The following is a 13,039-nucleotide window of genomic DNA, read 5'->3' as shown; positions in this document are numbered from 1 at the left end:
AGGAATTTTACAACTCTTTCAAACGTAGTCTCAGCTTTCTTTTTGCGCTACCTTCCGTTCGTCGAACTCACGTTAATTTTAGCGATTGATGGGATGCAACCTGATGTGGGGCATGAGGTCTTGTGGGTCATCCGGGAAGTCCTCAGTGGTGAGATTTTGTATGAAGCCGACCGATATGCTAAGAAGGAACTCAAAAAACGGGTGCGTGGCGTGCGGCAGATTGAACGAACCGGGAGCCAGGAACCTGACAATGGCATGAACGAGGTGGTTGCAGGGTACTGTCAAGCGGTGCGTGCAGCACTCACTGACGATGGTCATCCCCCGCTTGATGCCTCTGGGTTGACCTTACAACAACGACTCAGTGCGATTGACCACAGTCTAGAGCAGATGGCTCAAAAGGGGATCTACCCAAGCCCTTGACCCAGCTAAAACGAATCATCTCGACCGCACTTGAGCAAACCGCAGTGCTCTGGAAGCCGATTGCCACTGCCTTCGATTGGGTTCACCAGGTCGCAACCCTGCTCGACAATGATGCACAACTTGATGGTCAAAACGTGTGCTCTAGTCTGGGGCGTTTACTGCGAGCGATGGAACGGTGGAAAGATCAAGCCGGAAGTTTAGCTCCTGGGATTGATCACTTTCTCAAAGTCACGCTCAGTTATGCTCCGGGGTTGTTTCATTGTTATGACATCGAAGGCTTACCCAGAACCAATAACGACTTGGAGCAACTGTTTGGTCGTTGGCGGCATCACCAGCGTCGTTGCACGGGACGCAAAGTTGCCCCCGCTTCCCTGGTTGTCAGAGGGTCAGTGCAAATCGTGGCAGCCATCGCCACTCAAATCCGTTCGTTTACGGCTCACGACTTGGCGACGGTTTCCCTTGCCGCTTGGCAATCGGTTCGCGCTGACCTCAAGCGGCACCAACACAAACGCAATCAACAACCGCGATTTCGACGCTCTCCAGCTACCTATTTGGCTGATCTGGAGCAGAAATTTCTCCAGTTAGCTTTGCCACCCTAGAAAAAAAGGGGAGACTAACGAGGCAATGTGACGAGTTGTGGTCATTCGTAGACAACCAAGGCAATCAGCAGTGGGTCTGGTTAGCCCTTGATGCAGCTACTCGTGAGATTGTGGGAGTTTACATTGGAGATCGCAACGAAACGGCGGCACGCAAATTATGGGAATCCTTGCCCCCTGTCTACCGTCAATGTGCAATTGCTTACACTGACTTCTGGGCAGCTTATGCAGCAGTCTTTCCAAGCAAACGGCATCGGGCGGTGGGCAAAGAAACCGGAAAAACTAGCTACATTGAGCGATTCAACAACACCTTGAGGCAACGAGTGTCTCGCTTAGTTCGAAAAACCTTGTCGTTCTCGAAGTCCTTAGAGAATCATATTGGTGCCATTTGGTATTTCATCCATCACTACAACACATCATTACTTGTGTAGCACTACCATAATTAGGGACAGCCCGCTATTGCCGTGTTTGAAGACGTCAGGCAATCCTACGCGCTCGGTTGCCCTAGCTTTAGAAGCCTTTGGAGCCGAGTTCCAGTGCAACGAGCTGTCAGTTCTACCGTGTTCAATCGAATCATCGAGGCTAATCCTGTAGTTGCTGACATTCCTTGCAATGGGTCAGTTGATCCCTATGCCCCATCTGGTGAACCGGGTGCATTAGTGATTCGCCACCGCGATGGTAAATACTACAGACACTACATCAACAGCATTGACTTTGTGAGAACACTCGGCGGTGGAAATTTGATTCCCATCTCTAGACAAGAATTCTACAGCCGCTTTCCAAATCGCGATACTGACTTCCGTTTGAGACGATAGCGCTATTTCAGAATCTAGGGTTGCATCTACTGAGCGATCTACTTGAAGACTTGGGGTTCCGCCCCTTCTAGTGAAGCAGGTAGGGTTGGGCAGTGCCCATCCTACTGGTTTGTAAGATATCATTGAGGAATCCAAAGAGGTAGAGTAGTGATCGGAGTCAGCCTATGCAAGCGATCCTTTTAAGCCGTGAAGAAGTTGCGCGTCGTGCAAAGCAACTGTACGAGAATGGCATCCGCCAAAAAGTCGAGGTCGAAGAAAATATTGGCAAGATGGTCATCATCGACATTGAGACAGGCGACTATGAAGTTGATAAGACTGGGTTGCAGGCATCTCGTAACCTCAGTAAGAAGCACCAAAATGCTAGACTCTTCGGAATTCGGATTGGATACAACGTTGCCGTCTCCTTTGGAGGTGTCATGGAGCGTGTTTACAAGTGATTTCTGGGACTGTGACAAATAGACATGCAACAGTCGCTCTAACGTTCTTGTTACCAAATAGTTCAACTGTCCCTATTGAATTTGTCATCGATACAGGATTTACAGGAGAATTGTGCCTTCCCTTAGAAGCAGTTTCACTGATGGGCTTAACCTTTAGACACGATACGTTTGCAAATTTGGCAGATAACAGCGAAGTAACATTACCACTTTATGAAGCGGTTGTCCTTTGGGATGGTATAGAACGGGATGTTTTAGTTATTGCGACAGGAAGGCGACCTCTGCTTGGAACCGCTTTACTGGATGAACAAGAGTTGGTGATTCACTTCACAGAGGGCGGGTTGGTAACGATCGACGAGTTGTAGATGTTAATTCAGCGTAAGGCAGCGCAGGCTAACAACACAGTGGAGCGGACGGTAGAGAGTCTTCGCGCTTCGTTTTAGTTCTCTCGCCGCCGCTCACTTTAGCCGTTGTGTCGCCTGAGATATCGGTTAAGGCAGTAGTTTGAAAGTTATGTGCAAAGTGTGATTGTTAAGCCCTTTCCGAAATTTCCGTAGTGATAGTTGAAGCATAAGGTACCCCATTCAATACATGGAGTTGAGAGCTTTATGGCTGAGCAGCCCGTCAACCGAGATGAGTTTCTTGACCAAGCATTTAAGAAGGATGAACTTCAATGCATTCTTGAGGAGTACAAGAGTCTGCGTGCAGAGGCACAAGCCCGTATGGGTCATCGCGTCACTTTATTAACATCTAGTACTGCTACAGCAGGTGTTCTGCTTGGTCTTGCATTGAACATTCTCAACAGCAACACAATAAATGCCAGATATAGTACAGAAATTCTTTTACTTGTGCCTTTGACAACATGCTTATTTGGGCTGCTAACGACTTATCATACCGCTCTCATTTATGACATGGCAGATTATCTTAAGTTGCTTGAGATCCGTGTCAATAGGGTATACCCGCTAGTAATGGGTTGGTATGCAAGTTCAAATGGCAGTCAGTTTCCAGAAATTTTTTGGATATGGCATCTTCCGATGATGCTTATTACTCTGGCTCCTTCAACCGTTGCAGTTTTATTGTTTTTTCTATGTGATCCAACTTGGAATGCACAAACAGTAGTTTTATTTGTGATTGATTCAATATTGCTCTTCTACTTTGTAACAGAGTATCTCAGTAAGGTATGGAAAAGAAAAACTTACCGCCATGAAACTACAAGAAAATGGGCTACACAAATGCATGAAAGAGGTCTCCTACCAGATGATAGGTTTGTTCCATATGGTGCGGGTTTATTAGAATCAGCACCAAATAAGAGAAAACCGAAGAGGTGACTTAATCTGCTGGGTTTGCCAGAGAATCATTTCTGCAAGCGCGGCGGCACAACAACCCTGTTGGAGCGGACTGAAGGGAGATCTGGGCGAAGTTTCAAGTTTATCGGTAGCCGCTCAGCCGGAACGTTAGGCTGAGTCACACGATCAAGTACAGTGTTGGGTAAAAAGTAAAATATTGCTATCGATTAGCTACCGAGTAAAGGATGAGCAAGCCTGAAAAAAGACACAACTGGATGCTAGACGAAATGAAGAGCGCAGGCAGAGAGAATCTTGATGCCGAGCACGCATCTCAATATGACTTTAAGGAAGATGCTAACGTCATAGAAAAGCTAGCCCTTATAAAAAGGCTTGGACTTAATGAGAAATCAGAAGTGGTGGACATCGGTGCAGGCATCGGACAGTTCACACTCGCTGTTGCGTCAGTCTGTGCGCGAGTGGTTGCCGCTGACGTTTCGCCTGTAATGATGAACGTTTTAAAGACGAAGGTTAGTACGTCTCGCCTACCCAACATTGAGATTATCCAGTCTGGCTTCCTCACCTATGAGCACCAAGGTAGACAAGCTGATTTCGTGTATTCTCGCTACGCGCTCCATCACCTTCCTGATTTTTGGAAAGCGTTAGCGCTATTGAGGATGCTGTGTATTCAGCAGATGGCATCTTCGCCAGATATGTTGCTCGTGCAATCTGAACAAGTTGAACCATTAGTCAGCGAATAGAAGCAATTGAAAGGGTTCTAATATGCCAGTACCAGCAGAATACGATCGCGCTTCCGATCAATTCTATCAGTACTTAGTAGACGCACGTGACACCGCAGGACTCTGGAGCACGCATGTAACCTACACAATGACACAAGGCGTGTTTCAGACGTTTCGGCGACGGCTTTCCATGAAAGATGCGATCGCATTTGCGGGGGTACTGCCGATTTGCCTAAGAGCGCTCTTTGTGACCGACTGGGACACGGATGAACCGATCAAGCCCTTTGAATCTTGCGAAGTCATGACTAGGGAGGTTCAGTCGTTACGTTCAGAACACAACTTTTCTAGGGAAACGGCAATTCAGGATGTTGCCAGGGCGTTGAGACGACACGTAGATGAAGCAGCCTTTGATCAATTACTCGCTCAATTACCAGAAGGTGCAATTGATTTCTGGAAGCCATGATGGACGAACTTGTCTTGGTGCATCATGGCATAACAAGGCATTGATATGGTGGGGACAGGGCGACCAAAGAGTAGCGTCTATCACTACTCTGACCCTAATCCTCTGGGTCAGGCAAGATCCGATGATTCTGTAACCCTGGAATCGAGGTTGTCTAAAATATGAGAAAACCGATATATGAAAAGCGATGGAAAATAAATGGATTAGCCATAATGAAGTTCGCCTTTTCTCCGAATCTTTCGGTGTTCCAGACGATCCGCCCATTTTATTAATCATGGGGGCGATGGCTTCATCTGTGTGGTGGGCAGAAGATTTCTGCTGCCAATTGGCTGATTTGAGACGCTATGTGATTCGATACGATCACCGAGACACAGGGCGCTCAACCAGTTACGAGCCAGGTCACATTCACTATTCCATTGAAGATTTAGCGGATGACGCTTTTTGTGTTCTTGATGGCTATGGAATTGGGAGCGCTCATCTAGTGGGGATATCGCTCGGAGGATTTCTAGCTCAACTCATGACGCTCAAGCATCCTCAACGGGTCAAAAGTCTAACGTTAATCGCCTCGGAACGCTTGGCTGACACCGATCCGACAATGCCAGGGATCGATCCATCTGTCCTTGAATACCATGCGAAAGGCAGTGAACTGGATTGGGCAAACCGTGAGATAGTGATTGAGTATCAGATTGGTGCGTGGCGATTGATGTCCGGTTCAGCCCATCCGTTTGATGAATCAGCGATCCGCGAATTAGCTGAGACTGACTTCGATCGTACTCCCAATCTCATGACGACCTTTAATCATGCCTTGCTTCAAGGCGGAGAACAATGGGTTAACCGCCTCCACGAAATCGCTGTACCCACTCTGGTTATTCATGGCACAGAAGATCGTGTTTTACCCTATGTCCACAGTTTGGCACTGCAAGCAGAGATCCAGGATGCTGTATTACTACCATTACCAGGAACAGGACACGAACTGCATCGCAGCGACTGGTCTGTTATTCTTGAAGCGGTAGAGAAGCAAACTGTATCACAGTGAGAAACAGCCTAACAATCCGATTGGAGCGGACTGAATGAAGTTGGTCGGTGTTGCAGCAAAAGTTATTAGCAGCCAATCAATCGGAACGTTAATGTTCAAACTGCTCCTAAAACGGTAATCACTCAGATCCATACACTAGAGTCAGATTTAGTCATTTGTTGCGGCATGGCAGAGTTTCGGCAATTTCTCTCGATCGAGCCAACTGGGACACTTTAACGGACGCTCTGCATTCTTCCCCGAAATTGCGACTCACATCAGCCATGATGCCGGAAACTTTGGTTGCCATCACCTGTACGATTCTCTGTTAAAACACCATCAGGAACAGAATCTCAACTATCGCTGTCTGTTTGTTCACGTTCTATTATTAACAGAAGCTAATCTTGACACTGTGATCCACGATTTTTTAGTGATTGTTAACAGGGCTTCCGCATGGGCAGCCGATTTGGGAACGCATGGGATGAATTAATAAGGGAATTAATAAATGATGTTGAAACCGATTAATTCTTCCAAAGTGGCGTCGAAGGCAGTTGTGACCTCTACCCAATCTGCTACTGAATCCACTTTAAAGACTAACAAAATTGCTCTCCTCAGACGGCTATGATAAGCTCCGCTTACTGTATTGGAATTTTACGCCTCGTAATGTTTGTATTTCTTCCAACGCTTACCCTGGCACAAGCGACCCCGGCTCCTACTCCTCAAGAGATCGTGCAACCCCAAGAGATGCGATCGCTGCCTGGTCAACTCGATTCGACTCCAGTGTTTAACAGCAACAGCCCAGAAGTCGTTCAAAAAGAAGGCATCTTGCTCTCGACATTTCCCCCTACCGGAAAGCGCGTTGCCACCGCCCACCTTAACCAAGCCTTCAACGGGCGATTTGACATTTTTGCTCACCACATCGCCAATGCCATCCCCACCCCTACCGACTTGCGATCGCTCTACCTCGGCATCTTGATCCACAATCCAGGAACTCAACCTGTCACGATCGATGTTCTGCAAGCCGCTAGTTATCTCAGCCAGCCCGATGCGCCGTTTCTCGCCCTGCCCGACTACCAAGACAACCAAAACGGCAAAATCTTTGCAGGACCGGGGGGGCGCGCGGTTGGTGAGGTGCTGCGAGGGCAGCGACAAAGCATTTTCCCGCCGCAACTCGTGATTCCGCCAGGGCAAAGCCGGATGATGATGAATCTGCCCATTCCGGTCAGCACCTTGACTCCGCCGCTCAACGGTCGCTCAACCCTGATGCGGTTACGCAGTACAGGTTCAGTGTATGTGTCGAGTTTGGGCATGTTTGCTAAACCCAACACCGACGGCAGCGAACGAGCACCCACCCTGGAAGAATGGCAAACCTTGCTCGACACGGGCGATCTTGCCAGCCCAAGAGACAAAGCCCCGACTCCCATCGATCAGCAAGGCGGAGCGGTAATTTATGGGCGGGTTGCAGGGGTTGCAGTCGGGTCTCAGTGGAATGCCCAAGTCGTTGATCCGGGACGTAGCTATCTCACTATTCCTGCCGCAGGATCGGCATTCTCCTATGGACTCAGTACGCTCCACAAAGGCACGTTAGGAACTGAGCAAAATCAGAGCGCTCCTATGATCAAGCGCTACGATGACACTGCCTATCAAGCCCATGGCAACTATGCCATTGAATACCGACTGAGCTTGCCCCTCAAAAACACCACCGAGCAAAATCAGACTGTTGCGATCGCATTTGAAACTCCCCTCAAACGCGAAGACACCAAACAAGGCGTCCGCTTTTTGCAACCGCCTGGTACACAAACGTCATTCCGAGGCACAGTCCGGCTCCGCTATACCAGCGATCTCGGCTTACCCCAAACGCGCTACATTCACTTAGTGCAAAAACGTGGGCAGCAAGGCAAGCCCTTAGTGACGCTGCAATTAAAACCCAATGAACAGCGCCTTGTGCAGTTCGATTATATTTATCCCCCCGATGCAACGCCGCCGCAAATTTTAACGGTAAAGACGTTGCAACCGTAGAACGGTAAGACTTAAGAAGAGGAGGACTTATGCCACAATTTTCGTATGTAAATCTTGCTCTAACTGTAAATTCTGCCCTAACTACTGATAGCCTGCCGCTTGAAGGGCAAATAAATGAGCATACCGCCCCTTCAACTCTAACAATTCCTCGTGGCTGCCTTGTTCGGTCACGTCTCCGGCAGACATCACCATAATCCGATCTGCCATCCGCACGGTGGAGAATCGGTGGGAAATCAAAATAGCCATTTGGTTTGGCGTCATCTCTCGAAACCGATCGAAGATTTGCACCTCAGACTCTGCATCCATGGCAGAAGTTGGCTCATCTAGCACCAAAATATCGGCGCTGGTTCGCATAAAGGCGCGAGACAGGGCGATCTTCTGCCATTGCCCCCCCGAAAGTTCTCGACCCGATTTGAACCAGCGACCGAGTTGAGTATCAAACCCATTCGATAGCTGATCAATAAAGGGCAACGCATTTCCTTTACTTGCGGCAACGCTCCAGCGATCGCGATCGCTTAAATGAACAACATCGCCCACGCCAACGTTTTCACCTACGCTAAATTGATATTTCATAAAACTCTGAAAAATCACCCCAATTCGCCGCTGTAAGGCAACTGTTTCCCACTTTTCCAGCACCAGTCCATCTAGCAAAATTTGCCCAGAGGTCGGGCTGTAAAGCCTTGTGAGCAGCTTAATGAGCGTCGTCTTCCCTGATCCATTTTCTCCTACGATCGCAAGCTTCTCCCCCGGTTTGAGGTGAAACGACACCGCTTTGAGCGCCGGGTTTTCATTGCCAGGATAGTAGAACGTGACGTTTTCAAATCTTAATCCATCGTTGGGCACAACGCCTTGAGACGCCTGCCCCAAGGGTTCTGGAACCTCTTCTTCTAGAAACTCGTATAAATTGGAAAGGTAGAGTGAGTCTTCGTACATGCCCCCAACCGCCGTTAAAATCGAGGCAAAGGCGGTTTGTCCTTGCCGAAACACCACGAGATACATGGTTAATTCTCCAAGGGTGATCTGTCCGGCGATCGTTTCCCACACAATCCACACATACGCCCCATAAAATGCGATCGTGCTGACCAAACTCAGCAGATAGCTCCACACACCGCGCCGAATCGTTAGATCGCGATCTTCGGCATACAGACGCAGGAAAATAGCCCGATAGCGATCGAGCAACATGTGCCCCAATTGGTAGAGCTTAATTTCCATCGCTGGGGCTTCATTGGCAATCAGCCATTCTAGATAGTTTTGCTGTCTCGATTCGGGCGTGCGCCACTGAAATAGCCGAAAGGCTTGTCCGGCAAAGCGTGTTTCTGAGATAAACGCAGGCAGGGCAGCCACCATCAACGCCACCACTGCCCACACCGAAAACTGAATCAGCAAGCCGCCGTAGGTCATCAAAATCAGCGAATCTTGCACTAGCCCAAACGTGCGCCCCACCAAACTGAGCGGACGGCTAGATGCCTCTCGCCGCGATCGCGTCATCTTGTCATAAAATTCTGAATCCTCAAAGTGCGCCAGATCTAGAGTCAGGGCTTTTCCTAAAATCAGTTCGTTCACCTTTTGCCCTAGCAACACGCGCAAAAGCGACTGACACAGCGCAACGCCTTGGCGGCTGCCTGTTTGCACCGCAACGACCGCCGCTTCAAATCCTAAATACCCGATCGCTGCCCATCGATCCTGCGGCGCTCCGGTGCGCGATGCCAGCACTACGGTATCAACGATGAGCTTTCCAGCATAGGCAACGATCGCGGGCACTAATCCAGAAATCAGTGTAAACAGAGCCAGCACGATGGTGAGCCTGCGATTTGTTGTCCACACGAGTTGAATTGCTCTGCCGCCATACCGACCAATAGATAAAAGCTGAGATACACCGCGAACCATAGGTTATAAAAAATCGTAATCGTAAAAGAGAATAGAAGTCTGATAGTTTAAAGCATGAAAAGCGAACTGTTTTCTGAGGACAAATTTATGACCTTATAAACGTATTAGCCAACGTCTAAAATTGTTTTAAATAAATAGTGTTGAGCGCAACTCGTCAAGGTCTAAATAATCGGCAATATAGCTTTTGCGTAATAAATCTGGCGCAATAAACTCATCGTATTTTTGCAACGTTGGTGCTTCATCTGGCTCAAGAAACTCCTCTACATCAAAACGCCGATCTGAAAGTGACTGAAGCTCATACCGCAAGGTTTCTAAAGAACATTTGCCCAATCGCGCCACCAAAAAATAGGGCGATCGCGCCTTAATGCTTTTCAGCCCTAGCGCTGCTTTACCCTGCGATCGCAAGAACCGCTCTAACGTCCGAAATGCGATCGTGCCGATCCAAGGGACAATACAGCACACCTGATCATCTAAAAGTTGCACCGGGTGGTTTAAAATTCCCGTTGACGTTACAAACTCTCTTGCGTTCTGAAGCCGTTGGTTTGCGCTGGGTGCCAAATACGAGTATAGCGTTGTCTCTTGCAGCACCTTTTTCATTCTCTGTAGCACTCTCGTATGAATATCCCCAGATGTGCCGCGCCACGAACTTGACGTTACCGATTGAGTTGTCGGTTTCACATCAATACTTTTCTTTTTACTATTAACCTCATTCACTTCCCAAATACGACCTGCCAGAGAAAAGCGATCGCCTTCCATTGGCGGAATGATAATGCTTCCGATCGCTTTTCCGTTGTGCTTAACGGCATACTCTTCTGTGTCTGGAAAAATGGCATAAAACTTGAAATTATTGATAATTCGTTCTCCCGCAAGCCCAACAATTAACCCTCCTTCAACCGTTTTTTCGATGTGATCAATATCCAACAAATGCCTCAAAAATACCCGAAAATCAGCTTGGGAAATGGCTTGAAATGGTGGCAGAGACAAGATTTGCTCAGCCAGAGCAGCAGGAGAGTGTTCTCCCAAAGATGCCAGCACACTCATCGTCTGGTGATATAGCAAACTAAAGGGATAGCGCATCGAGCGGGGCGGCTCAATCCATTTCTCTTCTAGATAAAGCTGGATCACAGCAATGCACTGCAACAATTGCCAGGGAATTTGTTCTGGCAAAGATTCTTCCCCTGTGGGTCGATCTTCGACGCAAATAAGCTCCATTTCAGAGATGCCGCCCCGCCTGCCTGAGCGTCCCAATCGTTGCAGAAAACTAGCCACCGATGGCGGTGACTCTAATTGAATGACCCGATCGAGGTGCCCCAAATCAATCCCCATTTCAAACGTCACAGTCGCCGCCGTCACCGCAGCAGTCTCCGGATTTCGCATTGCCGCTTCTGCCGCATCTCGCAGGGCCGCAGAAATACTACCGTGATGAACATGGTAGATATCGGGATAGCCCTTCGCGATCGCAATGTCTCGCATCGCTGCGATCGCGGCTTCGGTTGCCGTTCGCCCATTGGCAAAGACCAAGCTTTTTTTGCCTTGGGTTTGCCGAAATAGATGGAAGTGATAAGGATTAAACGCTTGGTCTCGTGTATCGCCTTTGGCTCGCACCACCAGACCCGGATCGTAAAAATGATCGAGCAAAAGCTGGATTTTTCGCTGAGCGCTTTGTAAAGTAGGGGTAATGACAGATTGAGAAGTGTCACCCTGCAACCACTCTTCGGCTAAGGAGTAATCGCCCAAAGTGGCAGACAGACCAATCCGCCGAGGCACATTTCCGGTCATTTTGGCAAGGCGAGACAATTGGCACAAAATCTGACAGCCGCGATCGCTGCCGATAAATGCGTGAATTTCATCAATAATAACGAAGCGTAGGTCGCCAAAGATACGCGGCAGATCACGGCTTTTATTGATTAACAAACTTTCTAGAGATTCGGGTGTAATTTGCAAAATACCCTTTGGCATCTCAAGTAGCTTTTTCTTGTGGCTTTGTGTAACATCCCCATGCCATGCCCACACGGGAATATCTGCATATTTTAGCAAATCTTTTAAGCGATCGAATTGGTCATTAATCAACGCCTTAATCGGGCCAATATACAACACGCCAACCCCGCTAGACGGCTGCTCGTGCACTATCGTCAACACTGGAAGAAACGCTGCCTCAGTTTTTCCTGAAGCGGTTCCTGCGGCAATTAATAAGTGGTGGGATGTGTCAAATATGATACGACACGCTTCGATTTGGATAGGTCTTAGCGATGCCCATCCACTGGTATAAATATATTCTTGAATAAATGGCGCAAGGCGCGAATACGGATACTGCATGATCAAATTTGCAAATGTAGACAAAAGAACTTTATTTAACGCTAAGTTTGCGGTTTTACCACACGCAAATCGAGATAAAAATGTAAAGATGTGAATCCTTCTCAGCAAAAGTAGGAAACAGTGTGACGATCGAGAATCTGTCTGACGATTGGTTGAGGATGGGAAGACAAGTTAGTAGGGTTCACGGTGTTTACGCATTCTGAAAATTCGTCAAAAAATTGGCGACGCTCGACTCCTGTGGTTGAGTTCAGTGTATCGAGATGCTTAGAAAGCAGAAACTCAGATTGACCTGTACTATTTGGAGATGAACGTAAGCATGTTGAAGCCAATTGCTGCTGCAAGTGTTGCTGCTATCTTAGCGGGTTCTCTACTGCCCGTTGCGGCGGAGGTGCTATCGATCTCGAAAGAGGTGAAGGGATCTGTCCCCACCGAGAAGCCAGTCACACCGACTTCTACCACTCCTCTTTTTCCCACAACCTCGGCTGACCCAGCACCATCGCTGACGCCCAAGGCATCTCCAGCCGACTCCTTAGGAATGCCTTCTACCCCTGCCGGTTTCGGCACCACTCCTGGGATGCCAATCAGCCAGCCAGCCGACTCTACGATCGCACCGGCTCGACCTTCAACTCTACCCACCGATTCTTCAATCACAAAGCCTGCGGATTCTCCTGCGCCCACGACGATGCCTGAGATGCCGTCAAACGCTCCCGCAGCACAGCCTTCGACAGTGCCTTCTACGCCTCTGTTCCCCGATTCAACGTCTCCGACAAATTCCCCCGCTACCCCTTTAACGCCGGATTCAAGAACAATTCCGTCTCCGCAATCTGAACCCTCTTCTCCATCCGGAATCCCTGATTCATCAGAGCCGATTACACCTTCAACAACGCCAGATTCATCAACCCCAATTACACCCACAACGCCAGATTCAACAAGTCCAACAACGCCAGATTCAACGATAACCCCAACCATACCCACAACGCCAGATTCAACAAGTCCAACAACACCAGATTCATCAACCCCAATTACACCCACAACGCCAGATTCAACGGCTCCCGTA

Annotated in this window: 12 protein-coding genes and 2 pseudogenes; 11 read left to right on the top strand and 3 right to left on the bottom strand. The window is 48.5% G+C overall.

Annotation, left to right across the window (positions count from 1 at the left end):
• From GS601_RS16140 to GS601_RS16090, 11 genes and pseudogenes are all read left to right on the top strand, one after another.
• Nucleotides 1–420: pseudogene (locus GS601_RS16140) on the top strand (hypothetical protein); the annotation flags it as partial.
• Complete coding sequence (locus GS601_RS16135; protein WP_162424312.1) at nucleotides 417–1,019, top strand: hypothetical protein; 603 nt, start codon at nucleotides 417–419, stop codon at nucleotides 1,017–1,019. The pseudogene GS601_RS16140 and the gene GS601_RS16135, both read left to right, overlap by 4 nt.
• Nucleotides 1,013–1,447: pseudogene (locus GS601_RS16130) on the top strand (IS1 family transposase); the annotation flags it as partial. The gene GS601_RS16135 and the pseudogene GS601_RS16130, both read left to right, overlap by 7 nt.
• A 105-nt stretch (nucleotides 1,448–1,552) precedes the next feature.
• Entirely contained in the window at nucleotides 1,553–1,831 is a 279-nt protein-coding gene (locus GS601_RS16125) for a hypothetical protein (protein WP_162424311.1), read from the top strand.
• Nucleotides 1,832–1,995: 164 nt separating this feature from the next.
• Nucleotides 1,996–2,268, top strand: coding sequence for a hypothetical protein (locus GS601_RS16120; protein ID WP_162424310.1), 273 nt, complete (start codon nucleotides 1,996–1,998; stop codon nucleotides 2,266–2,268).
• Nucleotides 2,269–2,279: 11 nt separating this feature from the next.
• Nucleotides 2,280–2,630 carry a clan AA aspartic protease gene (locus tag GS601_RS16115; protein ID WP_338017056.1) on the top strand — a complete coding sequence of 117 codons (351 nt, stop codon included), beginning with the start codon at nucleotides 2,280–2,282 and terminating at the stop codon, nucleotides 2,628–2,630.
• Between the two features lie 243 nt (nucleotides 2,631–2,873).
• Nucleotides 2,874–3,593, top strand: a complete 720-nt coding sequence (locus GS601_RS16110) for a hypothetical protein (RefSeq protein ID WP_162424308.1) — start codon at nucleotides 2,874–2,876, stop codon at nucleotides 3,591–3,593.
• Nucleotides 3,594–3,796: 203 nt separating this feature from the next.
• A complete protein-coding gene (locus GS601_RS16105) occupies nucleotides 3,797–4,309 on the top strand; it encodes a class I SAM-dependent methyltransferase (protein ID WP_162424307.1) in 513 nt (170 codons plus the stop codon).
• Nucleotides 4,310–4,331: 22 nt separating this feature from the next.
• Nucleotides 4,332–4,751: a DUF2267 domain-containing protein gene (locus GS601_RS16100; protein WP_162424306.1), complete on the top strand. Its 420-nt coding sequence runs from the start codon at nucleotides 4,332–4,334 to the stop codon at nucleotides 4,749–4,751.
• 184 nt (nucleotides 4,752–4,935) lie between these two features.
• Nucleotides 4,936–5,784, top strand: a complete 849-nt coding sequence (gene mle, locus GS601_RS16095) for an alpha/beta fold macrolide esterase (protein ID WP_162424305.1) — start codon at nucleotides 4,936–4,938, stop codon at nucleotides 5,782–5,784.
• Nucleotides 5,785–6,423: 639 nt separating this feature from the next.
• On the top strand, nucleotides 6,424–7,779 hold the full coding sequence (locus GS601_RS16090; RefSeq protein WP_162424304.1) for a DUF3370 domain-containing protein: 1,356 nt from the start codon (nucleotides 6,424–6,426) through the stop codon (nucleotides 7,777–7,779).
• Nucleotides 7,780–7,860: 81 nt separating this feature from the next.
• Here the strand turns inward: GS601_RS16090 and GS601_RS16085 are convergent, their stop codons facing one another.
• The 3 genes from GS601_RS16085 to GS601_RS16075 form a co-directional block, all read right to left on the bottom strand.
• Complete coding sequence (locus GS601_RS16085) at nucleotides 7,861–9,666, bottom strand: ABC transporter ATP-binding protein (protein WP_162424303.1); 1,806 nt, start codon at nucleotides 9,664–9,666, stop codon at nucleotides 7,861–7,863.
• 126 nt (nucleotides 9,667–9,792) lie between these two features.
• Nucleotides 9,793–11,982 carry a DEAD/DEAH box helicase gene (locus tag GS601_RS16080; RefSeq protein ID WP_162424302.1) on the bottom strand — a complete coding sequence of 730 codons (2,190 nt, stop codon included), beginning with the start codon at nucleotides 11,980–11,982 and terminating at the stop codon, nucleotides 9,793–9,795.
• A gap of 294 nt (nucleotides 11,983–12,276) precedes the next feature.
• The gene (locus GS601_RS16075; RefSeq protein ID WP_238393303.1) at nucleotides 12,277–13,014 is read right to left on the bottom strand and encodes a hypothetical protein; all 738 of its coding nucleotides are present in this window, start codon (nucleotides 13,012–13,014) and stop codon (nucleotides 12,277–12,279) included.
• Nucleotides 13,015–13,039: the final 25 nt, after the last annotated feature.

It is taken from the genome of Myxacorys almedinensis A (assembly GCF_010091945.1).
GTDB classification, from domain to species: domain Bacteria; phylum Cyanobacteriota; class Cyanobacteriia; order Leptolyngbyales; family Leptolyngbyaceae; genus Myxacorys; species Myxacorys almedinensis.
The sequence above is the reverse complement of the archived record's forward strand: the minus strand, read 5'-3'. Positions and strand labels throughout refer to the sequence as shown.

Excerpts from the sequence above, each read along its gene's own strand:
- GS601_RS16080 (WP_162424302.1), bottom strand. The coding sequence starts at position 11,982 with ATGCAGTATCCGTATTCGCGCCTTGCGCCATTTATTCAAGAATATATT.
- GS601_RS16085 (WP_162424303.1), bottom strand. The coding sequence starts at position 9,666 with ATGGTTCGCGGTGTATCTCAGCTTTTATCTATTGGTCGGTATGGCGGC.
- GS601_RS16105 (WP_162424307.1), top strand. The coding sequence starts at position 3,797 with ATGAGCAAGCCTGAAAAAAGACACAACTGGATGCTAGACGAAATGAAG.
- GS601_RS16100 (WP_162424306.1), top strand. The coding sequence starts at position 4,332 with ATGCCAGTACCAGCAGAATACGATCGCGCTTCCGATCAATTCTATCAG.
- mle (WP_162424305.1), top strand. The coding sequence starts at position 4,936 with ATGGAAAATAAATGGATTAGCCATAATGAAGTTCGCCTTTTCTCCGAA.
- GS601_RS16090 (WP_162424304.1), top strand. The coding sequence starts at position 6,424 with ATGTTTGTATTTCTTCCAACGCTTACCCTGGCACAAGCGACCCCGGCT.
- GS601_RS16120 (WP_162424310.1), top strand. The coding sequence starts at position 1,996 with ATGCAAGCGATCCTTTTAAGCCGTGAAGAAGTTGCGCGTCGTGCAAAG.
- GS601_RS16110 (WP_162424308.1), top strand. The coding sequence starts at position 2,874 with ATGGCTGAGCAGCCCGTCAACCGAGATGAGTTTCTTGACCAAGCATTT.